General features: G+C 70.1%; 21 protein-coding genes. 15 read left to right on the top strand and 6 right to left on the bottom strand.

What is annotated here, in order from left to right; genetic code table 11:
• Window positions 1–2: 2 nt before the first annotated feature.
• The 3 genes from TSO352_RS06055 (at window position 3) to TSO352_RS06045 (ending at window position 4,923) form a co-directional block, all read left to right on the top strand.
• Window positions 3–1,394, top strand: a complete 1,392-nt coding sequence (locus tag TSO352_RS06055) for a TolC family outer membrane protein (RefSeq protein ID WP_109106405.1) — start codon at window positions 3–5, stop codon at window positions 1,392–1,394.
• A gap of 273 nt (window positions 1,395–1,667) precedes the next feature.
• A complete protein-coding gene (locus TSO352_RS06050; RefSeq protein WP_247871921.1) occupies window positions 1,668–2,195 on the top strand; it encodes a DUF2497 domain-containing protein in 528 nt (175 codons plus the stop codon).
• A 79-nt stretch (window positions 2,196–2,274) separates the two neighbouring features.
• Window positions 2,275–4,923, top strand: coding sequence for a valine--tRNA ligase (locus TSO352_RS06045; RefSeq protein ID WP_199231494.1), 2,649 nt, complete (start codon window positions 2,275–2,277; stop codon window positions 4,921–4,923).
• A gap of 262 nt (window positions 4,924–5,185) precedes the next feature.
• Here the strand turns inward: TSO352_RS06045 and TSO352_RS33160 are convergent, their stop codons facing one another.
• The 3 genes from TSO352_RS33160 to purM form a co-directional block, all read right to left on the bottom strand.
• Entirely contained in the window at window positions 5,186–5,329 is a 144-nt protein-coding gene (locus TSO352_RS33160) for a hypothetical protein (RefSeq protein WP_158284538.1), read from the bottom strand.
• A 108-nt stretch (window positions 5,330–5,437) separates the two neighbouring features.
• The gene (purN, locus tag TSO352_RS06040; RefSeq protein WP_109106402.1) at window positions 5,438–6,091 is read right to left on the bottom strand and encodes a phosphoribosylglycinamide formyltransferase; all 654 of its coding nucleotides are present in this window, start codon (window positions 6,089–6,091) and stop codon (window positions 5,438–5,440) included.
• A 25-nt stretch (window positions 6,092–6,116) separates the two neighbouring features.
• Window positions 6,117–7,178 carry a phosphoribosylformylglycinamidine cyclo-ligase gene (gene purM, locus TSO352_RS06035; RefSeq protein WP_109106401.1) on the bottom strand — a complete coding sequence of 354 codons (1,062 nt, stop codon included), beginning with the start codon at window positions 7,176–7,178 and terminating at the stop codon, window positions 6,117–6,119.
• 142 nt (window positions 7,179–7,320) lie between these two features.
• On the opposite strand from purM, the gene TSO352_RS06030 reads away from it, so the two are divergent.
• From TSO352_RS06030 to TSO352_RS06000, 7 genes are all read left to right on the top strand, one after another.
• Entirely contained in the window at window positions 7,321–8,658 is a 1,338-nt protein-coding gene (locus TSO352_RS06030; RefSeq protein ID WP_247871920.1) for a DUF2066 domain-containing protein, read from the top strand.
• Window positions 8,655–9,215: a CDP-alcohol phosphatidyltransferase family protein gene (locus TSO352_RS06025; protein ID WP_109106399.1), complete on the top strand. Its 561-nt coding sequence runs from the start codon at window positions 8,655–8,657 to the stop codon at window positions 9,213–9,215. The genes TSO352_RS06030 and TSO352_RS06025 overlap by 4 nt, the downstream gene beginning before the upstream one ends.
• Window positions 9,212–10,279 (top strand): AI-2E family transporter, encoded by a 1,068-nt coding sequence (locus TSO352_RS06020; RefSeq protein ID WP_109106398.1) that lies wholly within the window; start codon window positions 9,212–9,214, stop codon window positions 10,277–10,279. Before TSO352_RS06025 ends, TSO352_RS06020 begins: the two co-directional genes overlap by 4 nt.
• Before the next feature lie 13 nt (window positions 10,280–10,292).
• Window positions 10,293–11,000 carry a DnaA/Hda family protein gene (locus TSO352_RS06015; protein WP_109106397.1) on the top strand — a complete coding sequence of 236 codons (708 nt, stop codon included), beginning with the start codon at window positions 10,293–10,295 and terminating at the stop codon, window positions 10,998–11,000.
• Between the two features lie 24 nt (window positions 11,001–11,024).
• The gene (locus tag TSO352_RS06010; RefSeq protein ID WP_109106396.1) at window positions 11,025–11,804 is read left to right on the top strand and encodes an SDR family oxidoreductase; all 780 of its coding nucleotides are present in this window, start codon (window positions 11,025–11,027) and stop codon (window positions 11,802–11,804) included.
• A gap of 255 nt (window positions 11,805–12,059) precedes the next feature.
• Window positions 12,060–12,542 (top strand): MarR family transcriptional regulator, encoded by a 483-nt coding sequence (locus tag TSO352_RS06005; protein ID WP_247871919.1) that lies wholly within the window; start codon window positions 12,060–12,062, stop codon window positions 12,540–12,542.
• Between the two features lie 619 nt (window positions 12,543–13,161).
• The gene (locus TSO352_RS06000) at window positions 13,162–14,799 is read left to right on the top strand and encodes an ATP-binding protein (protein WP_247871918.1); all 1,638 of its coding nucleotides are present in this window, start codon (window positions 13,162–13,164) and stop codon (window positions 14,797–14,799) included.
• 76 nt (window positions 14,800–14,875) lie between these two features.
• Here TSO352_RS06000 and hutG read toward each other — a convergent pair whose 3' ends face one another.
• Window positions 14,876–15,700, bottom strand: coding sequence for an N-formylglutamate deformylase (hutG, locus tag TSO352_RS05995; protein ID WP_109106394.1), 825 nt, complete (start codon window positions 15,698–15,700; stop codon window positions 14,876–14,878).
• Between the two features lie 367 nt (window positions 15,701–16,067).
• On the opposite strand from hutG, the gene TSO352_RS05990 reads away from it, so the two are divergent.
• From TSO352_RS05990 to TSO352_RS05970, 5 genes are read left to right on the top strand one after another with little or no spacing between them, the layout of a single operon-like run.
• Window positions 16,068–16,571, top strand: a complete 504-nt coding sequence (locus TSO352_RS05990) for a DUF3299 domain-containing protein (RefSeq protein WP_109106393.1) — start codon at window positions 16,068–16,070, stop codon at window positions 16,569–16,571.
• Between the two features lie 46 nt (window positions 16,572–16,617).
• Window positions 16,618–17,883 carry a hypothetical protein gene (locus TSO352_RS05985; protein ID WP_247871917.1) on the top strand — a complete coding sequence of 422 codons (1,266 nt, stop codon included), beginning with the start codon at window positions 16,618–16,620 and terminating at the stop codon, window positions 17,881–17,883.
• A gap of 19 nt (window positions 17,884–17,902) precedes the next feature.
• Window positions 17,903–19,237: a glycosyltransferase family 4 protein gene (locus tag TSO352_RS05980; protein ID WP_109106392.1), complete on the top strand. Its 1,335-nt coding sequence runs from the start codon at window positions 17,903–17,905 to the stop codon at window positions 19,235–19,237.
• Entirely contained in the window at window positions 19,230–20,231 is a 1,002-nt protein-coding gene (locus TSO352_RS05975) for a hypothetical protein (RefSeq protein WP_247871916.1), read from the top strand. Before TSO352_RS05980 ends, TSO352_RS05975 begins: the two co-directional genes overlap by 8 nt.
• Entirely contained in the window at window positions 20,228–21,217 is a 990-nt protein-coding gene (locus tag TSO352_RS05970) for a glycosyltransferase family 2 protein (protein WP_247871915.1), read from the top strand. The genes TSO352_RS05975 and TSO352_RS05970 overlap by 4 nt, the downstream gene beginning before the upstream one ends.
• Here TSO352_RS05970 and TSO352_RS05965 read toward each other — a convergent pair.
• Both TSO352_RS05965 and TSO352_RS05960 read right to left on the bottom strand, forming a co-directional pair.
• A complete protein-coding gene (locus TSO352_RS05965; RefSeq protein WP_109106391.1) occupies window positions 21,127–21,594 on the bottom strand; it encodes a helix-turn-helix transcriptional regulator in 468 nt (155 codons plus the stop codon). The genes TSO352_RS05970 and TSO352_RS05965 overlap by 91 nt on opposite strands.
• A 135-nt stretch (window positions 21,595–21,729) precedes the next feature.
• Window positions 21,730–22,488: glycosyltransferase (locus TSO352_RS05960; RefSeq protein ID WP_109106694.1), on the bottom strand; the 759-nt coding region annotated here is incomplete at its 5' end.

Genomic DNA, 22,488 nt, shown 5'->3' with positions numbered 1-22,488 from the left:
ACATGACCGTGCGAAGCCGTTTTGCGCGCCGCTGGCTGGCGACGGCCTTGACCCTGACCGTCACCGTGGGTGGCGGGTCCGGCGTCGCCTGGGCGCAGTCCCTCGAACAGGCGCTGGCTCAGGCCTACGCCAACAACCCGACGATCGGCGCCCAGCGTGCCCGCCTGCGTGCGGTGGACGAAGGCGTGCCGCAGGCCATGTCCGGCTATCGCCCGACGGCCCGCGTCACCGCCGGCATCTCGCGGTCGATGGGCGAGAGCAAGTATGACGGCGGTTCGACCGGATCGGAGTCGAACCCCAAGCAGCTCGGCGTCACCGCCACCCAGCCGATCTACGACGCGACGGTCGCTCCGGCGGTCCGCCGTGCCGAACGGCTGATCGAGGCGCAGCGCGCCACCCTGATCGCGTCGGAACAGTCGGTTCTGCTGGCTGCCGCCCAGGCCTACCTGGACATTGTGCAGAACCAGGCGATCCTGCAGCTCCAGACCAACAACGAGCAGGTGCTGCGCCGTCAGCTCGACGCCGCCCGCGACCGCTTCCGCGTCGGCGAGTACACCCGCACCGACGTCAGCCAGTCCGAGTCGCGCCTGTCCGCCGCCATCGCCTCGAAGATTTCGGCCGAAGGGCAGCTGAAGGCGTCGCGCGCGACCTACGAACGTCTGGTCGGCGCCATGCCGGGTGAGCTGAAGGCGCCGAAGCCGGCGTTCAAGCTGCCGAAGACGATCGACGAACTGGTCGAGCTGGCGCGCGCCAACAACCCGAACGTCCTGTCCGCCTCCTACACCGAGGCGGCGCAGCGCGAGGCGGTGGACCAGCAATATGGCCGCCTGCTGCCGTCGGTGAGCCTGTCGGCCTCCGGCACCCGCACCTACGACCCCGGCCGGTCGTCGGGCATCGACCTGAACCGGTCCGACAGCGCGCAGGTCACCGCCCAGGTGACCATCCCGCTCTATCAGGCCGGCCAGCCGGAAGCCCTGGTCCGCGAGGCCAAGCAGACCGCCAACCAGGCCCGCCTGCAGATCGAGGAATCCCGTCGGCAGGTGACCGAATCGGCGATCAGCGCCTGGCAGAGCCTGCAGACCGCCCGCGCCAGCATCGAGTCCTACAAGGCGCAGATCAAGGCGGCGCAGATCGCCCTGGAAGGCGTCCGGCAGGAGGCGCAGGTCGGCTCGCGCACCGTGCTCGACGTGCTGAACCAGGAACAGGAACTGTTGAACGCCCGTGTGTTCCTGGTCCGCGCCCAGCACGACGAAATGGTCGCGGCCTTCAATGTGCTGGCGGCCAGCGGACAATTGACCGCCGACCGGCTCAATCTTCCGGTTCAGTATTACGACCCGCAGGCGAATTACGACAAGACGCGGGGCAAGTGGTTCGGAACTTCGGTGACCGAATGAACGACACGGCCCGCGCAAGCGGGCCGTTTTTGTATTGTGGCTTTTTAGCCAGTCCTGCCCTAGGTTTGGGGCAGGTTGACGTCTCGGGTTGCCACGATGAGCGATAAGGGCCAGCAAGAACCTTCGATGGAGGAGATCCTCGCCTCCATCCGGCGGATCATTTCCGAGGACGGCGAACCCGCCAAGTCGGAAACTCAGGCGCCTTCACCGCCGCCTCCACCTCCGCCGCCACCGCCCCCACCTCCGCCGCCTCCGCCGCCACCCCCGCCTCCGATGATGGAGGACGAGGACGACGACGTGCTGGAACTCACCCAGATGGTGGAGGACGAACCGGTCGACGACCGGCCCGACTTCGGTCGGCCGGAGCCCGAGCCATGGCCGGACGAGCCCGCCTTTCCGGAGCCTCCGTCGCCGCCGCGCTGGGACGAGCCGGAGCCCGAACCGCCGCCGCCGCCGCGTCCGGCCCGGCGTCCGCCGACGCCGGCCTTCGATGATTTCGAGGACGACGAACCGCCGCCGCCGCCGCGGCCCCGTCGCCGCACGGTTGACCCGGACATCGGGCTGATCTCCCGCCGGACGGCGGAGGATGCGTCGCACCATCTGACCCATCTGGCGCGCGAGTTGGGCGACGACCTGTCGATCGGCCCGATGCCCATCGGCATCCGCACGGTGGAAGAGGTGGTGCGCGAATTGCTGAAGCCGCTGTTGAAGGAGTGGCTGGACGAGAATCTGCCGACCGTCGTCGAGCGACTCGTGCAGCAGGAGATCGACCGGATGATCCGGCGGTCGCAGAAATTCTAACTCCGCCTGTCCAAGCCCGCTGTTCTGAGCCCGCCCTTTCTAGGCCTGATCGAGACGTTTCTAGCGAAAGTTTCTGGTGATGTTGGAAAAGACGTACCGGCCCGCCGAGGTCGAGGAGAAGCACTACCGCCTGTGGGAAGACTCGGGCGCGTTCGCCGCCCAGCCGCAGGGGAACGGCAAGCCCTACACCATCATGATGCCGCCGCCGAACGTCACCGGCAGCCTGCACATGGGCCACGCGCTGACCTTCACCATCCAGGACGTGCTGACCCGCTACAACCGCATGCGCGGTCGCGACGCGCTGTGGCAGCCGGGCACCGACCACGCCGGCATCGCCACCCAGATGGTGGTGGAGCGCAATCTGGCGAAGGAAGGCAAGACCCGCCACGACTTCGGCCGTGACGCCTTCATCGACAAGGTGTGGGAGTGGAAGGCCGAATCGGGCGGCACCATCACCCGCCAGCTCCGCCGCCTGGGGGCTTCGCCCGACTGGCCGCGCGAGCGCTTCACCATGGACGAGGGGCTGAGCCGCGCCGTTCGCAAGGTGTTCGTCGAGCTGCACCGCCAGGGGCTGATCTACAAGGACAAGCGGCTGGTCAACTGGGACCCCAAGCTGCACACCGCCATTTCCGACCTCGAGGTCGAGCAGAAGGAGGTCAAGGGCAACCTCTGGCACTTCCGCTACCAGATCGATGGCGAGGAGGGGCGCTTCATCACCGTCGCCACCACCCGTCCGGAAACCATGCTGGGCGACACCGGCGTGGCCGTCCATCCGGAGGATGAGCGCTACCAGGACCTGATCGGCAAGATGGTCCGGCTGCCGCTGGTCGGCCGGCTGATCCCGATCGTCGGCGACGAGTATGCCGATCCGGCGACCGGCTCCGGTGCGGTGAAGATCACGCCGGCCCACGACTTCAACGACTTCGAGGTCGGCAAGCGCTGCGGGCTCGAGCAGATCAACATCATGGACCGCGACGCCCGGCTGAACGACAACGTTCCCGAGGCTTACCGCGGGCTCGACCGCTACGAGGCGCGCAAGCGGATCGTGGCTGAGCTGGAGGCGCTGGAGCTTCTGGAGAAGATCGAGCCGCACACCCACATGGTGCCGCACGGCGACCGCTCCGGCGTCGCCATCGAACCGTGGCTGACCGACCAGTGGTATGTCGACGCCGCGACTCTCGCCAAGCCGGCGATCGAGGCGGTCGAGACCGGCAAGACGGTGTTCGTGCCCAAGCAGTGGGAAAACACCTATTTCGAATGGATGCGCAACATCCAGCCCTGGTGCATCAGCCGCCAGATCTGGTGGGGCCATCAGATTCCGGCCTGGTACGGTCCGGACGGCATCTTCTTCGTCGAGGAGACGGAGGAGGAGGCGCGGGCCGCCGCGCGGGCGCATTACGGCCGGGACGTCGAGCTGACGCGCGACGCCGACGTGCTCGACACCTGGTTCTCGTCGGCGCTGTGGCCGTTCTCGACGCTCGGCTGGCCCGACCAGACGCCGGAGCTGGACCGCTATTACCCGACCGACGTGCTGGTGACCGGCTTCGACATCATCTTCTTCTGGGTCGCCCGGATGATGATGATGGGCCTGCACTTCATGAAGGATGTCCCCTTCCGCACCGTCTACATCCACGCCCTGGTCCGCGACGAGAAGGGCCAGAAGATGTCGAAGTCGAAGGGCAACGTCATCGACCCGCTGGAGATCATCGACCAGTACGGCACCGACGCGCTGCGCTTCACCCTGTCGGCGATGGCGGCGCAGGGCCGCGACATCAAGCTGGCGGTGAACCGGGTCGAGGGCTACCGCAACTTCGCGACCAAGCTGTGGAACGCCGCCCGCTATTGCCAGATGAACGGCTGCGAGCCGGTTGCCGGCTACCAGCCGGTCGGCCTGACCCAGACGGTCAACCGCTGGATCGTCGGCACCCTGGCCGACGCGTCGAAGAAGGTCGCCGAGGCGATCGACGCCTACAAGTTCAACGAGGCGGCCGGCGCGGCCTACCAGTTCACCTGGGGCACCTTCTGCGACTGGTACATGGAGTTCACCAAGCCGATCCTGGCCGGCACCGACGAGGCGGCGAAGGCGGAGACCCGGGCGACCACGGCCTGGGTGCTTGACCAGATCCTGCACGTCCTGCACCCGCTGATGCCCTTCATCACCGAAGAGCTGTGGGAACAGCTGTCGCCGGCCCGCGCCAACCGCCTGATCTCGGCGGAATGGCCGGAGTTCGCCGCCGACATCGTCGACCCGGCGGCGCGTGACGAGATGGACTGGGTGGTGCGGCTGATCACCTCGGTCCGCTCCATGCGGTCGGAGATGAACGTCCCGCCGGCGGCGCAGATCGCGCTGAAGCTGAAGGACGCCGGTGAGGCCAGCCTGAAGCGGCTCGACACCCACCGCGACCTGATCCTGCGCATGGCCCGGCTGTCGAGCGCCGAACCGCTGTCCGGCCCGGTGCCGAAGAGCGCGCTTCAGGCGGTGCAGGACGAAGCGACGCTGGTGCTGCCGCTGGAAGGCATCGTCGACCTCGACAAGGAACGGGCGCGCCTGTCCAAGGAGATCGACAAGCTGGCCGGCGAGATCAAGAAGATCGACGCCAAGCTGTCGAACGAGCAGTTCGTCGCCAAGGCTCCGGAAGAGGTGATCGAGGAGCAGCGCGACCGCCGCGAGGCCGCCGACCAGGCCCGCGACAAGCTGCAGAAGGCGTTGGAGATGCTGGCGGGGTGACGGTAGCCCGCCGGGAATGAGGTGAAGAAGCCCCTTTCTCGCGATCGGACGACCTTTGGTCGGCCGGGAGCGGGGAAGGGGCTTTTTGTTTTGGGGTGTGGGGAGTTGTGGCCACGGGTGCCCCCTTCCCATCCCTCCCCCGCGTTGCGGGAGAGGGGGCAGGACGCTTGTCGGCGGCACGAAATTGTCAAAGCGGCGGCAGTCCCCTCTCCCTTGAAGAGGGGGAGGGATGGGGAGGGGGCAACGCGCCGCGAAACGCCGCCTACAGCGTGAACACCGCCAGCAGCACCAGCACCGCGATGATGCCGGTGATGCTGAGCTTCATGAATTTGGTGAAGGCGATCCAGTTCGCCATGTGGGCGCGGACGGTCTCTTCGCTGACCGGATTGGAACCGACGGCTGCCATATCGATAAGCCCTCCAACTGTTTCTTTTGCCGACGATCTTGCCGCAGGCGTCTAGAAACGCAACAGATTCCGAGTGGAATCGTCAACCAAGTCGGAGACGCGGAGCGCTCAGAGCGGTGGGTTGATGACGGACGCCAGTTCCGGCGCCGGTCCCTCGATCCGCACCCGGTCGCCGTCGACACGGGCGCGGCCCTCGGCGATCAAACGGACGGCGTGGGGGTAGAGCCGGTGCTCCGACTCGAGCACGCGCTCGGACAGCCGGTGGGCGTCGTCGCCGGGCAGGACCGGCACGGCGGCCTGGGCGACGATGGGGCCGTCGTCCATCGCCGGCCGCACGTAATGCACGGTGCAGCCGTGGAAACGGACGCCGGTGGCCAGCGCCCGCTCATGCGTGTCCAGCCCCTTGAAGGAGGGCAGCAGCGACGGGTGGATGTTGATCAACCGATCCTGCCAGCGCCCGACGAACCATTCCGACAGGATGCGCATGAAGCCGGCGAGGCAGACCAGCTCGACACCGGCCTCCCTCAAGGTCGCGTCCATCGCCGCTTCGAAGGCGGGCTTGTCGCCGGGAAAGTCGCGGTGGCCGACCACCGCGGTGGAAATCCCGGCCTTGGCGGCTCGTTCCAGGCCGAAGGCGTCGGCCTTGTTCGACAGCACCAGCGCGATCTCGGCCGGGAAGTCCGGCGCGGCGCAGGCGTCGATCAACGCCTGCAGATTGCTGCCGCGTCCGGAAATCAGGACGCCGAGCTTCAACTTACCCATCACCCGACCCTTTTTACGCGGTCCCTTACGACGCCCAGGCCGCGTCCATGCCGGCCACGGTGACGCGGGCGTCGCCGTCCTTCAGCGCGGTGACGGTGCCGACGGTGTAGACCGTCTCGCCACCCTCGCGCAGGATCCGGGCCGCCTCGTCGGCCTTGTCGGCCGGAACCACCACGACCATGCCGAGGCCGACGTTGAAGGTGCGGGCCATCTCGTAGGGCGCGATGCCGCCGGTCTTCATCAGCCAGGAGAACACCGGGGGCAGGGTCCAGGTCGCGGCGTCGAGCGCGACACCCAGCCCGTCCGGCAGGACGCGCGGAATGTTCTCGATCAGGCCACCGCCGGTGATGTGGGCCAGCGCCCGCACCGTGCCGGCGCGCACCGCCGCCAGCGTGCTCTTCACATAGATGCGGGTGGGGGTCAGCAGCGCCTCGCCCAGGGTCTTTGACGCGTCCCACGGGCAGGCGGAGTCGTAGCCGAGGCCGGACTTCTCCACCAGCTTGCGCACCAGCGAATAGCCATTGGAATGCACGCCGGTCGAAGCGAGGCCGAGCACCACGTCGCCGGCCTGGACGGTCGAGCCGGTCAGGGCGTGCTGGCGTTCCACCGCACCGACCGAGAAGCCGGCGAGATCGTAGTCGCCATCCGAATACATGCCCGGCATCTCGGCGGTCTCGCCGCCGACCAGCGCGCAGCCGGCCTGACGGCAGCCTTCGGCGATGCCGGCGACAATGGCGCGGCCGGCGGTGACGTCAAGCTTTCCGGTGGCGTAATAATCCAGGAACAGCAACGGCTCGGCGCCCTGGACGACCAGATCGTTGACGCACATCGCCACCAGGTCGATGCCGACCGTGTCGTGCCGGTTGGCGAGAATCGCCACCTTCAGCTTGGTGCCGACGCCATCGGTCGTCGCGACCAGAAGCGGATCCTGGTAGCCGGCGGCGCGCAGATCGAACAGCGCGCCGAAACCGCCCAGGCCCGCGTCGGAGCCGGAACGCGCGGTGGAACGGGCAAGGGGCTTGATCGCTTCGACAAGCGCGTTGCCAGCGTCGATGTCCACACCGGCCTGCTTGTAGGCGTCGGACATGTTATAGGACTGGGTGCTGATGGTATCCTCGCTTGGGCTGAGCTATATACCGGGCCTTGGGCTCGGGCCGAACATACTCGAATCGGAAGGCTTTGCAATGCTCCACCGCCGCCGCGCGCCGCTCCTCGCCGGTCTTGCTGCCATGTCCGCCGTTCTCGCCGTCTCGACGGCCGGGCCGGTGTTCGCGCAGACCGGTTCCCCGCCGCCGGCCGCCGCCACCTCCGCCGCCACCCCGTCCTCGGCCGACGCGTTCGCCGTGTCCGGCGTGACGGTCGACATCAACGGCTCCAACCCGACGACGGTCCGCGACCAGGCGATCCGCGAGGCGCAGGCCAAGGCGTGGGCGGAGCTGTACCGGCGTCTCGTCCCCGGTGGCGGCAACCCGCCGCGCCTGTCGGACAACGATGTCGCGCGGCTGGTCCAGGGCTTCGAGATCGACGACGAGAAGGTGTCGGCCACCCGCTATGTCGGCTCCATCACCGTGCGCTTCCGCCCCAACGCCGTGCGCGACGCGCTGGGCCAGGGTGGCGGCACCGCGCAGTATGTGGAACCGCCGGCCCGTCCCTTCGTCGTGCTGCCGGTGACGATGACCGACGGCCGCACCATCCTGTGGGAGGACCGCACCCCCTGGCGCGAGGCGTGGGAGGCGCGGCAGCCCGCCGCCTCGCTGGTGCCGCTGGTGGTGCCGGACGGCGAGCTGGCCGACGCCCAGGCGATCGGCGCCGCCGACGCGGTGAGCGGCAACGCCGACGCCATCGCCCGCATGGCCCAGCGCTACAAGGCCGGCGGCGTCGTCGTCGCCCGCACCGAGCTGCCGGCGGCCGGCGCCGATCCGGCGCGCGGCCTGACGGTGGACGTCACCCGCTATGGGCTGGACGGCACGCGCGACAGCCAGACCGTCCAGGTGAAGGGCGGTGGCACCGCCGGCGACCTGCTGACCCGCGCCGTCGCCGCGGTCGGCAACCAGCTCGACGATTCCTGGCGGCGCGAGCACACCACCCCGACCGGGCCGGAGCAGACGACGCTGGTCCGCGTGCCGCTGACCGCGGTGAACGACTGGGTCGAGACGCGCAAGCGGCTGGCCGGCGTCAACGCCGTGTCGCGCAGCACCCTGCTGTCGATCAGCCGCAGCGAGGCGCTGGTCAGCCTGACCCACCGCGGCGAGCCCGACCAACTGGCCCAGGCGCTGGGCCGCAACGACCTCGGCCTGACGCGGGCCGGCGGGTCGGCTCCGCTGCAGGGCGCCTATCCGGGCGCACCGGTGCCGGTGGCCGCCGCGACCGGCGGTGCCGACTGGCAACTGACGCTGCTGCCGCGCGGGTCGGGCGCCTCGGCCACGGGCGCCGTGGCCCCCGGCGGTGGCAGCACCGCTCCGGGCGCCCTGGCGCCGTCCGATCCGATGGCCACCGCGCCGGCGACCGGCGTGATGGGCGCCGCGCCGCGCAATCTGGGAACGCTGCCGGGCAAGAGCGTGCCGTGAGCGTTCCCAACATCATCACCTTCCTGCGCATCGTTGCGGTTCCCGCGGCGATGTACATGATCCTGATCGGCAACATGGAATGGGCCTTCGCCCTGTTCGTCGCCGCCGGTCTGTCCGACGCGCTGGACGGCGCCATCGCCCGGATGTTCCGGGCGCGCACCGTGCTGGGCGGCTATCTCGACCCGCTGGCCGACAAGGCGCTGATCGTCGGCGTCTATGTGGCGCTGGCCTGGGTCGGCGCGATCCCGCTGTGGCTGGCGATGATGGTGGTGTTCCGCGACATCATGATCATCGGCGGCGTCATCCTGCTGTTCACCCTGAAGGAGACGCTGGCGATGCAGCCGCTCTACATCAGCAAGGTGAACACGGTGGTGCAGATCGCGCTTGCCGCCGCGGTGCTGGCGCCGCCGGCGCTGGGCCTGCCGCAGATCCACCTGTTCGGCTGGGAGCTGGTGGAGGCGCTGGTCTACGCCTGCACGGCGACGACGGTGGCCTCCGGCCTCGCCTACGCCCGGCGGGGGGCGCTGCTGTTCAACCGGCTGGGTGGCGTTTCGTGACGTCGGCCAAGCAGCTGCGGTTCTGGCTGATCGGGCTGGGGCTGTTCATCCTGGCGCTGTGGCTGCTGGCCGACATGCTGCTGCCCTTCGTGGTCGGGCTGGCGATCGCCTATCTGCTCGACCCGATGGTCGACCGGCTGGAGGCGCTGGGGTTGCCGCGCTGGCTCGGCACCACGCTGGTGCTGCTGTCCTTCCTGCTGGTGCTGGTGCTGATGTCGCTGCTGCTGCTGCCCCTGGTGCAGGGGCAGGTGTCGCATCTGCTGGAGGTTCTGCCGAGCTACGCCACGGTGGTGAAGGAGCGGCTGATCCCGGCGCTCGACCGGCTGATCCACCGGCTGCCACCGGACGACGTGGAGCGGCTGCGCGCCGCCGCCGGCAGCTACGCCGGCGAGGTGGCCGGGCTGGTCGGCCGGGTGGTGACGCGGATCCTGTCGGGTGGTCTGGCGCTGTTCGACATCGTGACGCTGATGTTCATCACGCCGATCGTCGCCTTCTACATGATGCGCGACTGGGACGTGATGGTGGCGAAGGTCGACGGCTGGCTGCCGCGCCAGCACGTCGAGACGGTGCGCGAGCAGGCGCGGCAGGTGAACGTCACCCTGTCCGGCTTCGTGCGCGGGCAGGCGACGGTCTGCGTCGTGCTGGGCGTGTTCTACGCCCTGGCGCTGTCGGCGGCCGGGCTGGATTTTGGGTTGGTGATCGGCTTGGTCGCCGGGCTTCTGTCCTTCATTCCCTATGTCGGCAGCCTGTTCGGCTTTGTCGCCAGCACCGGGCTGGCCCTGTTGCAGTTCGACGAGTTCTGGCGGGTCGCCATCGTCATCGGCGTCTTCCTGTTCGGGCAGGCGATGGAAGGCAACGTCCTGACGCCCAAGCTGGTCGGCGACAAGGTCGGGCTGCACGCGGTGTGGGTGATGTTCGCGTTGCTGGCGGGCGGCAGCCTGTTCGGTTTCGTCGGTGTGCTGCTGGCGGTGCCGGTGGCAGCGGTGATCGGCGTGTTGACCCGCTTCGCGTTGCGCCAGTATCTCTCAAGCCCGTACTACCGCGGCATCGACGCGGAACGCTGATGGGTGTGTCCGCATGAGCTTGCCGGCGCAGATACCGCTCGACCTCGGCCACCGGACGGCGATGGGCTGCGAGGATTTCCTCGTGGCGCCCAGCAACGCCGACGCGGTGGCGTGGCTCGACCGCTGGCCGTCCTGGCCGGCCCCGGCGCTGACCGTCCATGGTCCCGCCGGCTGCGGCAAGACCCACCTCGCCCAGGTCTGGCGCGCCCGCAGCCGCGCCGTGGTCACCGGTGGTGACGCGCTCGACAAGGCGGACCTGCCGGGGCTGCTCGCCGCCGCCAACGCCGTGGTGGTCGAGGAGGCCGACCGAGTCGCCGGTCACCCGGCGCGGGAGGAGGCGCTGTTCCACCTCTACAACCTCGCCCGCGAGCAGAACGGCCATCTGCTGCTGCTGTCGCGCAAGGCGCCGTCGCGCTGGCGGGCCCGGCTGGCCGACCTGCGGTCGCGCATCAAGGGCGCCCCGGCGGTGGAGGTGCGGCCGCCCGACGACGCGCTGCTCGCCGCGGTGCTGGTCAAGCTGTTCGCCGACCGCCAGTTGCGGCCGGGGCTGGAGGTCATCACCTATCTGCTGGCGCGGATGGAGCGCTCGCTGGATTTCGCCCGCCGGCTGGTGGCGGCGCTCGACCACGCCTCGCTCGCCGCGCATCGTGGGGTGACGGTGCCGCTGGCGCGCGAGGTCCTTGCGGACCTGCAACGATCCGGCAGCAAAACGACCCGCTGACCATAGGGAGGGAAAGGGACAATCATGGATCTGGGAATCGCCGGCCGGCACGCCATCGTCTGCGGCGCCAGCAAGGGGCTGGGCCGCGCCTGCGCCTTTGCGCTGGCCCGTGAAGGGGTGCATGTGACGCTGACCGCCCGCAGCGCCGACGCGCTGGAGGCCACCGCGGCGGAGATCCGCGCCGCCACCGGCGTGACCGTCACCACCGCGGTCGGCGACATCGCGACGGAGGAGGGGCGGGCTGCGGCGCTCGCCGCCTGCCCGGAGCCCGACATCCTGGTCAACAACGCCGGCGGGCCGCCGCCGGGCGACTTCCACGACTGGGACCGCGACGACTGGATCCGCGCGCTGGACGCCAACATGCTGGCGCCGATCTTCCTGATCAAGGCGACGGTGGACGGCATGATCGGCCGGCGGTTCGGCCGCATCGTCAACATCACCTCCGCCGCGGTGAAGGCGCCGATCCCGATCCTGGGGCTGTCGAACGGGGCGCGGACCGGGCTGACCGGTTTCGTCGCCGGCCTGTCGCGCCAGACGGTGAGGCACAACGTCACCATCAACAACCTGCTGCCCGGCCCCTTCGAGACCGACCGCCTGCGCATGACGATGGAGGGCGGCGCCAAGGCCGCCGGCCGGACCATCGACGAGGAATTGGAGGTGCGCCGCAAGGGCAACCCGTCCGGACGGTTCGGCGATCCGGAGGAGTTCGGTGCCGCCTGCGCCTTCCTGTGCTCGGCGCAGGCCGGCTACATGACCGGGCAGAACATGCTGCTGGACGGCGGGGCCTTCGCCGGGACGCTGTAGTACCGGGTCCGGAACGTTCCGGCTTGCCGCCCGACCGCATTGGACTGTCTCCGAGAAACACCGAAAGGGTTAGCGTCTCAAGTTTGTCCCTCCAATTCGTTTCAAAATCCGCTCATCGTCACAGGCCTTAAAGGATTGGATTGGGGAGGGCGCCGGGTTGGCGCCGCTCCCCCCATGTCCTGCCGGTCCGCATCGCGGCCATGCGCCGCCGCGGCCGGCCGACGGCGATAGGAACGGGCGATAGGAACGATGAGCATGCAGCAGAGTGTGGCGATCCCGGCGGTCTACACCGACCTTGGCCGCGTCATGGAAAGCATCACCCGGCGCTTCCTCGACGTGCTGCGGATGGAACTGGCCCGAGTCGGCGTGACCGACCTCAGCCCGACCCAGGCGCTGATGCTGTTGCACATCGGCGGCGAGGAGTTGTCGGTCCGCGACCTGCTGGAACGCGGCTATTATCTCGGCTCCAACGCCTCCTACAATCTGAAGCATCTGGTGGAGGCCGGCTATGTCGACCGCACCGCCTCGCAGCGCGACCGCCGGGCCGCCCGGCTGAGGCTGTCCGACCAGGGGCTGGCCACCTGCGAGGCGCTGAAGCGGCTGGAGGCGATGCGCGCCGACAGCCTGTTGCGCTCCGACACCGACGGCGCCGATTTCGAAACCACCTACCGCACGCTGCGGCGGTTGGAACGCGCCTGGACCGACCTGATCCGCTACGACGACCCCGACCCGGTCTGACCCGTCCGCTCGACGCGTTGCCGTCGCGCCACCGGCTGTTTCCGGTCCGCTTCCCTGGCTGTGCCCATACGCCGCATCACGACATTATGTGATGTTCAAGCTTTGCGATCTGTGCGCGGAGGAGAACATGCGGGACCACAAGAAGAACGTATAACGAACGTAGGCGTTGCCGTTCTCCATGCGTTCTGTTAGGTATGTTGGAACAAGACACGAACGATGGAGGTTGGCATGTCGGTTCTGGCTTTCCTGCGCGAGTGCATGACCCTGGCATTCTTCCTGGCCGTTCTCTACGGCTGGGCGACCGTCGGCCCGATCCTGATGGGCTGACCCGCCCAGGGGCGGGCGATGCCCGGCGATGCGGAGATGGTCCGGCGGGCGGAGGGGGATGCCTCCTTCGGAAGAGATCCCCGGATGGGGGATGCCGCGTCGGTATGATATCCGAAATCCCAGGCCACCCCGGCCGGCTCAGCGCTTACATCGGGAACACGCGGAACCGACCCTGGCCCACCCGAGAAGCCGAAACGGGTCCGGTTCCGCGAACGCCGACAACGCGTGGGGATTGGGACGGATGCGGAATTTCTTTCGAAAGCGTCGCTCGGCCGCCGAAACGGACGAGCGGATGCCGGCGGCCGGAGGCGTTGGCCTCGGCGGCGGCATCACCGGCAATGGTCTGGCCGCCGCGCCGGCTCATGGCGGTCCCGTGCATGGCGGGCCGCTGCACAACAACCAGGCTTACAACGCGCCGCTTCAGGGCGGTCCAGGCATGGCCGGCCCAGGCATGGCCGGCCCCGCTCCGTCCAACACCGGCTTTCCCAACGCGCCCGGCTTCGGCCGGCCGGTGGGGTCCCATCTGCGGCCGATCGACGGCGCTCGCGGCGGGTTCGAGGCGATGCGTGGTCCGGCGGCACCGCCGCCGCCCGACATCATCGACGGCGACGCCACCGGCGACCGCCGCGGCCTGATGTTCCCGCAGCCCGGTGGCCGCGACGCCGAGGGTGAGTTCGAGCTGCCGCGCTTCACCATGACGGTGAACGGCGGCTATCGTGCCGGTGTCGGTGGCGGCAACGCCCCGGCCATGCTGAAGGGTCTGACGCCGGAGCTGAACGGGCTGTTGCGCGAGGCCTTCACGCCGACGCGGCCGAAGCAGCAGTTGAACGGCCTGTTCATCGGCCGGAACGACACGCTGCGCCGCATCATCTCCGCCATCGAGGAGGAGCGGGCGCACGTCATCCTCTACGGCGACCGTGGGCGCGGCAAGACGTCGGTCGCCAACGCCATCGAGAAGATCGCCGGGCAGGCCGGCTACCTGTCGCTGAAGCTGACCTGCAGCGGCGAGCTGAGCTTCGAGGAGATCTTCCGCCATTTCCTGAAGAAGATCCCGTCGACCTACTACCGCTCGGCGCTCGACAACCCGTTCGCGGCGCGGCGCAACTTCGCCAGCTTCAACGAGCTGCTGCCGGATGGCACCTTCAGTGTCACCGAGCTGAACGAGGTGCTGGCCGGCATCCACGCCACCCATGTGCTGCTGATCCTCGACGAGTATGACCGCGTCACCGACGAGGATTTCCGCAACAAGCTGGCGGAGCTGTTCAAGAACCTGACCGACAGCTCCATCCCGGTGACCCTGCTGGTGGTCGGCGTCGCCGAGAATCTCGACCAGCTGCTCGGCAAGCACCCGTCGATCCAGCGCTCGCTGGTGCCGGTGCATCTGCCGCTGATGACCGACCAGGAGATCGGCCGGCTGATCCAGGCCGGCGCCCAGAACGCCGGGATCGAGTTCGCGCCCGACGTGGTGCGGCGCATCGCCGAGTTCGTGCGTGGTCTGCCGTACTACGCCCAGCTTCTCGGGTTGCACGCGGCGCGCAGCGCGGTCAGCCGGGGCAGCAAGCTGGTGGAACGCCCCGACCTCGCCTACGCCGTTGCCCGTTGTCTGCAGGAGGCCGAACGCGGCATCGTCGACAGCTATGCCCGCGCGCTGGCCGCCGACCGCCGGACCGAGCTGGAGGACGCGCTGCTGGCCGCGGCGCTGTGCCCGGCCGATGCCTACGGCACCTTCGACCCGGTCGATCTGGCGGGCGAGGACGGCGTGCCGCCCAGCGCCGCCACGCTCGACCTGCTGAAGCGGCTGGTGCGCGAAGACCATGGCGGCGTGCTGGCTCCGGTGATCGAGCCGGGGCTGGAGCGCTACCGCTTCCGCAACCAGATGATGCGCCAGTATGTCCTGATGCGTCAGGCCAGCGAGCGCGGCCAGATCTGATCCATCCCCGATCAGGCCGTTCTTCGGGCCCTTCCCCGGCAACGGGGAGGGGCCTCTCTTTCTGCGAGGGGGGCTTTTACAGATACCCGGCCCGGCGCCGGCCGCTGGCTTTTTCCCACGACCATTCGACGATCACGCTCATCAGCCGCTCCAGCGAGGGGCGGACTTCGGCGGCGCGGTCGGGGCGGAAGCCGTAGGGCGCGTCCTCGTCCATGTAGGTGGACTGGGTCAGCTCCAGCTGGATGGCGTGGATGTTCTCGTCCGGGTGGCCATAGCTTCGGATGATGTAGCCGCCGCGCAGGCGGCCGTTCAGCGCCGCCGAATAGTGTTCCGACGCCGACAGGACGTTCATCAGCCGGACGACCAGCGACTGGGCGGCGCTGCGGCCGTCGCCGGTGCCCAGGTTGAAGTCGGGCAGCGTGCCGTCGAAGAAGCGCGGAACCTGACGGCGCACCGAATGGGCGTCGAACAGGATGGCGACGCCGAACCGGTCGCGCAGGGCCCGCAGCTCGCGGCCCAGCTGGTCGTGATAGGGCCGCCAATAGGCGCCGACCCGCCGTTCGATCTCGGCCTGGTCGGGTTCCCGCCCCGGCTGGTAGACCGGGGAGTGGTCGAAGGTGGTGAGCGGGCAGATCTCGGTGGGGTCGATGCCGGGGTGGGAGCGGTTGCCGTCGGGATCGCGGTTGAGGTCGACGACGTAGCGCGAACACAGCGACGTCAGGAAACCGATTCCGAGCGCCGGAGCGAAATGATACAACCGGTCCAGATGCCGGTCGACGTCGGGCTGCGCCAGCCCCGCATCCGTCATCGTCGCGGCGATGTCCGGCGGAATCATGGTCCCGACATGCGGAATGCTGAGCAGAACCGGGGTTTCGCCCGGCTGGAAGCGTATGGATTCCATGGCTCGTCTCGTCACCGGAACGGCTGGCGCGGATCTGTGTGCGGTGCGGCACAGACAGCGTTTGGACTATGGAGCGCCGTGCGGCATCCCGTCAAACAGATTGCAGTTGTGCGTCGATCCGGTGACCGGCCCGGCGACGAACCTGTCCGTCGGCGCCGGTCGGGTTATCCGAACGCGCCGATTTGCCGGTTGACCATCGGCGCCCCTTGCCGGAGACTTCCGCGCAATCGGCGACCGCCCCCTAGAAGGCGGCGCCCCGCACCGGATCAAGCTGTCCCCCGGCGACCGGCCGAAAGCGTTCTGCAACACACGGCGCCACCTGTTCGCAGCCCCGGTGAGAGAACAACGCAGCAGGGGAGAAGCGACCATGACCACCTCCACCCGGTTCGGCCCGACCATGCCCGGTCGGCGCCAGCTGTTGTTGCCGCTTGCGCTCGCCCCCGTCGCCGGCTGGGCGGTCTGGGCCGCCGGCGCGGCGGAGGTGCCGACCCATCCGGCCGGCCCGTTCCACCTGCCGCTGGACGACACCACCGCCCTGTGGCGCGACCTGGGTGCCGTGCGGCTGGGCGGCCTTGCCGGCGACCCGGAATTTCCGACCAGGGTGTCGGCGCTGGACGGCCGGCCGGTGACGGTTCGCGGCTTCATGATCCCGCTGTCGGACGGGGCGTCGCACAACCGCTTCATCCTGTCGGCCAACCCGATGGGCTGCCCGGCCTGCCAGAAGCCCGGCCCGTCGAGCATGATCCACGTCCACAGCCAGATCCCGCTGGCCGCGACGCAGGAGCCGCTGACCCTCGCCGGCACCCTGCGCCTGAACCCGCAGGAGGGGCTGTTCTACCGCCTCGACCGCGCCGAGCAGCGCTGGGCCTGACCGGCTCGCCGCCGGGCCGTAGCAGAGCGGCGGACGGTGCGTCGCCATGCTGATGGCCGGCGAACCATCCCGCCGCCCGTCGGCGATCGCGGTGTGGGCGCCGCCGCTGGCGCTTTTGCTCTATGGCGGCTTCAGCGTGCCGGCGCCGCCGGCGCTGGGCTGGGCGGAGGCCGCCATCGGCGCGCTGCTGGCGCTGGCGGTCGGTTGGCGTTGGCCGCTGGCCGTCATCACCGGCCACGCGTTGCGCGCGGAATCGCCGGAGCAGGGGGAGGCGGTCGACCGACCGGTCGCCGTTGCCGCGCTGGCGTGGCTGCTGTGGGTGCCGCTGCTGCGCGGGGCGGCGGTCGGTGCCGATGGCGTGGAGATTCTGCGCGACGTCGTCCCGCTGCTCTACCTGTTCCTGCCGTTGCTGCTGGTGCCGGCGCTGCGCCGCGCCGGCCCGTCCGGCGTGCGCGGGCTGGCGGCTGGGCTGGCGCTGGCTGGGTTGCTGCTGGCGGTGCGCTGGTGGGATCAGGTGCGGTGGGGGTTCGGCGCCGTTGGTGCGCGGGCGATGGCCGACGGCGACGCCTATCTGCTGAACGCGCCGTCGGTGCTGTTCGCCGCGGTGGCGCTGCCGGCGCTGGCCATCACGCTGGTCGCCGGCGGCGGGACCGGCCGCTGGGTGTGGCTGGGGCGCTGGATCGGGGTGCCGCTCTGCACGGTCGGCGGCGCGCTGTGCCTTGGTGCGCTGGCTGGCGCGGTGCACCGGACGGCGCTGGGGCTGGCGGCGCTGTCGCTGGCGATGACGGCGCTGTGGTGGGTGCGGCGGCGGCCCTGGCTGGCGGTGCCGGTCGCCCTCGGTCTCGGGCTGGCCACCCTGGTGGCCGGCGACGCGCTGGTCGGCGCATGGCAGCAGGCGGCGGAAAAAACCCGGCTGACCGGCGTCAACGCCCGATGGGATGAGGCGGTGGCGGTCATCGACCATGTCACCGCCTCGCCCTGGACGCTGCTGCTCGGCGACGGCTGGGGGGCTCGTATCGCCAACCCGGCGGTTGGTGGCTGGCGCGTCGGCTACACCCACACGCTGGCCAGCTACAGCCTGCTGAAGACCGGGCTGCTCGGCACGCTGGCGCTGGTCGCCTATCTCGGCACGCTGCTGGTCCGGCCCTGGCGCCGTCTGCTGGCCCTGGATCCGCCGCTGGCCTTCGCCGTGGTGCCGCCGCTGCTGATGGCGCTGGGGCTGCACACCAGCTTCAAGTATCTCGACACCGGCGTCGTCTTGTCGCTGTTGCTTCTGGCGTCGGAATGCAGGAAAGGGTTGTCGCGCTCCTGAGGCTTGATCATACTTTCGCGTGCAATTCACGCTCTGGTGCGCCGTGTCGCTCGCAGCCCCGTCGATCCTGTTCGTCAACCGGGTGTTTCCGCCGGACCGCGGAGCCACCGGGCGTTGCCTCGCCGACCTCGGCGGCCGGCTGGCCGCGGCGGGATGGCGAGTGACCGTGGTCGCGGATGGGATTGCCGATGGAACGCACCGGGACGCCCCGGCGGGCGTGACCGTGCACCGGACCGGCAGCGCCGTTCCGGAAGGGGAGCGGCCGGACGCCCGCGCCTATCTCGAGTCGCTGGGTCGGCTGGTCTGGCGCGCGGTCCGGCTGCCGCGCCACGACGTGATCGTCACCATGACCGATCCGCCGCTGCTGGCGCTCGCCGGGCCGACGCTGGCGGCCCGCCATGGCGCCGCCGCCCTGCACTGGTGCCACGACCTCTACCCCGACCTGCTGCCGGTGCTGGGGGTGCGGGTGCCGGAGGCGTTGCGCGGTCTGGCCGCCCGGGCGATGCGCCGGGCGCTGCGCCGCCATGACGGGATCGTCGCCATCGGCCGCTGCATGCGCGACCGCCTGACCGACATGGGCGTCCCGGCGGACCGGCTGACGGTGCTGCCCAACTGGCCCGATCCGGCGGTCATGCCGGTGCGCCACGCCGACAACCGCTTCCGCCGCTCTCTGGCGGCGGAGACGGGGACGGAGGGCGGCCGCTTCATCGTTGCCTATTCGGGCACGCTCGGGCTTGCCCATCCGATGGACGGCGTGCTCGACGCCGCCGCCCGCCTCCAGGACAGCGACCCCGGCGTTCTGTTTCTGCTGGTCGGCGACGGGCGCGGCTTCGCCGCGGTGGAGGCGGAGGCCGCCCGTCGCCGCTTGCGCAACTTGCGGCGCCTGCCCTGGCAGCCGTCCGAGCGTCTGGCGGAAAGCCTGTCCGCCCCCGATCTGCATCTGGTGGCGATGGACCCGGCCGCCGAGGGGATGCTGGTGCCGAGCAAGCTGTCCGGCGTACAGGCGGCCGGTCGCCCCTGCCTGTTCCTGGGCCCGGACGGCAGCGAGGCCGCGGCGCGGGTGGCGGGCTGCGGTGTGGTGATCGATCCGTTCGACGGCGCGGCCATCGCCGAGGCGGTCCGCGCCTACGCCGCCGACCCCGGCCGTTGCGCGCGGGAGGGTGAGCGGGCGGCGCAGCGTGCCGCCGACTGGACCGCCGATCGGGCCGCGGTGGCCTTCGCCCAGCTGGTGCCGTCGCTCGTTCGGCGGCACGGTCCGCGGCCTGCCCGGGAATGGATTGCACCGGGCCGCACGGCACCGGAGTGCCCCGCGCCCGATTGTTCTGCATCGGCTTGCCGGGTGCCGCATGCCTGACGGCGCCGTTTCCCCCAGTGCCATGACCCTGCGCGTCGCACCGGCCGGCGGGGAGAGCGACCTGCGCACGCTGGTTCGTGTCCTGCGCGGCGGCTGGCGCTGGCTGCTGGCCGGCGGGTTTGGCGGGCTGGCGCTGGCCGTCGCCGCGCTGTGGCTGGTGACGCCGAGCTACAGCGCGGCGATCATCGTCGGCCCGACGGCGCGGGTCGGGTCGGCCGCCATGGGCGCGCGGGTGCCGACGCTGAGCGGGCGCGAGACGGCCTCGTCGGTGGCGGAGCCCGGCGCCGGCGACGAATCGCTGTCGGACTACGCCCGCTATCTGGAACTGTTCGGCGCCGGCCCGGTGGCGGAGGCGTTGCAGCGCGACCCCGCCGTCCTGCGCGCGCTGTTCCCCGACCGCTGGGACGCGGAGGCCGGGCGCTGGCGTCCGCCGCCCGGGCTGCCGGCGATGGTGAAACGGGCGTTGCTGGCCCTGGTCGGGCGGGGCGACTGGACCGAACCGGACGGCGAGCGGGTGGCGCGCGCCCTGCGCGACCGGTTGGTGGTCGACATGCTGCGGTCGGGGCCGATGCGGCGGATCACCCTGCGCCACGCCGACCGGGCGACGGCGCTCGACCTGCTGGGGCGGGTCGCGGCGGCCACCGACGCCCATCTGCGGGCCGAAGCGGCCCGGCGCAGCGCCGCGCAGATCGCGCACATCAAGACGCGGCTTTCCGCCGTCATGGCGGCCGAGCATCGGCAGGCGTTGAGCGAACTGCTGCTCGATCAGGAACGGGTGGCGATGATGATCGGGGTCGATCTGCCCTTTGCCGCCGACCTGATCCAGCCGCCGACCGCCGCGTCGCTGCCCGATTGGCCGAACCCGGCGGTGGTGGTGCCGCTGGCCGGGTTGGCCGGGCTCCTGGCGGCGTCCTTCGCGCTGTCGGTCCGACCCGCCGGTTGGGGCGGCCATGACGGTCCGCGCGGCCGGAGCGCGGGGGAGGGCGTCGCGTGATCCCCGTGCCCATCCCCGTTTCGGTCGTGGTGATGACCCGCAACGAGGCGGTCAACCTGCCGCGTTGCCTGCCGGCGTTGACCCGCTTCGCCGATCGCGTCGTGGTCGACAGCGGCAGCGACGACGGCACGCCGGAGATCGCGCGGTCCCTGGGGGCGCGGGTGGTGCCGTTCCGGTGGGACGGCCGCTATCCGAAGAAGAAGCAATGGTGCCTGGACCATCTGCCCGCCACGACGGAGGGGCTCTGTGATTGGGTGCTGTTCGTCGACGCCGACGAGCGGCCGACCCCCGCCCTGGTCGACGAGATCGCCCGGCTGATGGCGGCGGGGCCAACCCACGCCGCCTATTGGATCGACGGCCGGCCGGTGCTGCGCGGCCGGGCCCTGCGCTTCGGCTGCTGGAACCGCAAGCTGGCGCTGGTCGATCACCGGCGCGTCCGCTTTCCCGACCTGCCCGACCTCGACGTCGCGACGATGTGGGAGGTGGAGGGGCATTACCAGCCACGGGTCGACGGCACGACCGGCCGGCTGCGCCACCCGATGGAGCATGGCGACGCCAAACCGGCGGCGGCCTGGTTCGACCGCCACAATCGCTATTCCGATTGGGAGGCGGTCCTGCGCGCCGACGGCCGGATGGACCGGCTGATCGACGGCGAACCGGCCGGCGGGCGGCTGGTGGACCGGCGGCTGCTCAAACGGCTGTTTCAGCGCCTGCCGGGCCGCCCGCTGTGGGCCTTCCTGCACGCCTACGTCCTGCGCCTGGGCCTGCTCGACGGCGCAGTCGGGCTGGACCACGCGTTGGGACGCGCGTTCTACTACTGGCAGGTCGGGCTCAAGATGCGGGCCGCCGCGCACAGCCGTGCGAACGGGCCGGCGCCGGCTCCGGACTTGAGGGCTTATTCCTCGACCAGCGCGATTCGGTCGCCGCCCAGCGCCTTCAGCAGGTCGAAGGTGCGCTTGCGCACGCCCGGATCCTCGATCCGGTAGTAGGCACGCACCAGCTCCAGCGTCTCGCGCCGGGCCATCGATTCGAACTCGTCGGTTTCGCTGGCGGACTCGACCGCCGACTCGGCGGTGATCTGATCCGGCGACGGCATGTCGTCGAAGAAGTAGCTGACCGGCACGCCCAGAACCTGGGACAGGTTGAACAGGCGGCTGGCGCTGATGCGGTTGGACCCGCGCTCGTACTTCTGGAGCTGCTGGAAGGTGATCCCCACCGCTTCGCCCAGCTTTTCCTGACTCAGGCCCAGCAGGGTGCGACGGAGCCGCAGACGGGCGCCGACGTGGATGTCGATGGGGTTCGGTCCTTCGCCGCGGCGCGACAGAGTGTGGGCGGGGGCGAGTTTGGTCTTGGTCGCGCTCATAAGTCATACCTCGAAGGGAAAGGCCGGAGGGAAGGCGCCGCGAGAATGCTTAGTTCAGAAAGTAAATTCTATGCAACCATTTGTGCGTATCAATGGTCCGTTTCGGTGGAAGCAGGAGGGGTTGTGCGAAAGACATTAAGTTTCCGGGCGTCGGAAACGTAATTTCGCGTAAGCGGTGGGGAAGTGAAGGCGCAACGCCAGTGCGACTCGCTGGGTGTTGGAGATCAAAGCCTCGCGAATCGTGCCGTGGCCCAGGAGCTGCCGCCGGACCGTCGCCTGTTCCCGGCGCCCCCGCACCGCGTCGCGCTGCGACAGGCCGCCGGGCGCGAACAGGCAGAGCGGAAACGGCAACCTCGCCGCGTTTCCGCGCGAAAGTGCCTTCAGCGTAAAGTCATAGTCCGCCGCGATCCGAAACCTCAGGTCGTAGCGGAGGCCCTGCAGCGGGGCGAGGCGGTAGATCATGGCCTGATGGTGCGTGAACATGCCCAGTGGCGCGCTGCGGTGGGACCGGGCGCGCTTCAACAGGATACGTCCGTCCCCCTGCCGCTCCAGCGCATCGCCGTACAACAGGGCGGCATCGGGATGGCGGTCGAGGGCGGCGAGCAGCATGGCGACGGTGTCGTCCGCCGCCAGCCGGTCGCCGGCGTTCAGGAACAGCGCGTGCCCGCAGCCGGCGGCGCGGGCGGCGTCCAGCGCGTGGTTCATCGCGTCGTAGAGCCCCGAGTCGGGGGCCGAGCGCCACCAGCGCAGCCGCGTCGCATGGTCGTCCAGCCAGTCCGCCGTCCCGTCGGTGGAGCCGCCGTCGGCGACCATCCAGACCACGTCCGGACCCAACCCGCCGCGCAGGCTGTCGAACGTGTCGGCCAAGCCGGCGCGGTCGTCGCGGACCACGGT

It is taken from the genome of Azospirillum sp. TSO35-2 (assembly GCF_003116095.1).
Lineage (GTDB): Bacteria > Pseudomonadota > Alphaproteobacteria > Azospirillales > Azospirillaceae > Azospirillum.
Note: the sequence above shows the minus strand (reverse complement) of the source record. Positions and strands in the feature narration are given on the sequence as shown.

Coding starts and splice junctions, on each gene's coding strand:
- TSO352_RS06055 (WP_109106405.1), top strand. CDS start 3: ATGACCGTGCGAAGCCGTTTTGCGCGCCGCTGGCTGGCGACGGCCTTG.
- TSO352_RS06050 (WP_247871921.1), top strand. CDS start 1,668: ATGATGGAGGACGAGGACGACGACGTGCTGGAACTCACCCAGATGGTG.
- TSO352_RS06045 (WP_199231494.1), top strand. CDS start 2,275: ATGTTGGAAAAGACGTACCGGCCCGCCGAGGTCGAGGAGAAGCACTAC.
- TSO352_RS33160 (WP_158284538.1), bottom strand. CDS start 5,329: ATGGCAGCCGTCGGTTCCAATCCGGTCAGCGAAGAGACCGTCCGCGCC.
- purN (WP_109106402.1), bottom strand. CDS start 6,091: ATGGGTAAGTTGAAGCTCGGCGTCCTGATTTCCGGACGCGGCAGCAAT.
- purM (WP_109106401.1), bottom strand. CDS start 7,178: ATGTCCGACGCCTACAAGCAGGCCGGTGTGGACATCGACGCTGGCAAC.
- TSO352_RS06030 (WP_247871920.1), top strand. CDS start 7,321: ATGTCCGCCGTTCTCGCCGTCTCGACGGCCGGGCCGGTGTTCGCGCAG.
- TSO352_RS06015 (WP_109106397.1), top strand. CDS start 10,293: ATGAGCTTGCCGGCGCAGATACCGCTCGACCTCGGCCACCGGACGGCG.
- TSO352_RS06010 (WP_109106396.1), top strand. CDS start 11,025: ATGGATCTGGGAATCGCCGGCCGGCACGCCATCGTCTGCGGCGCCAGC.
- TSO352_RS06005 (WP_247871919.1), top strand. CDS start 12,060: ATGCAGCAGAGTGTGGCGATCCCGGCGGTCTACACCGACCTTGGCCGC.
- TSO352_RS06000 (WP_247871918.1), top strand. CDS start 13,162: ATGCCGGCGGCCGGAGGCGTTGGCCTCGGCGGCGGCATCACCGGCAAT.
- hutG (WP_109106394.1), bottom strand. CDS start 15,700: ATGGAATCCATACGCTTCCAGCCGGGCGAAACCCCGGTTCTGCTCAGC.
- TSO352_RS05990 (WP_109106393.1), top strand. CDS start 16,068: ATGACCACCTCCACCCGGTTCGGCCCGACCATGCCCGGTCGGCGCCAG.
- TSO352_RS05985 (WP_247871917.1), top strand. CDS start 16,618: ATGCTGATGGCCGGCGAACCATCCCGCCGCCCGTCGGCGATCGCGGTG.
- TSO352_RS05975 (WP_247871916.1), top strand. CDS start 19,230: ATGCCTGACGGCGCCGTTTCCCCCAGTGCCATGACCCTGCGCGTCGCA.
- TSO352_RS05965 (WP_109106391.1), bottom strand. CDS start 21,594: ATGAGCGCGACCAAGACCAAACTCGCCCCCGCCCACACTCTGTCGCGC.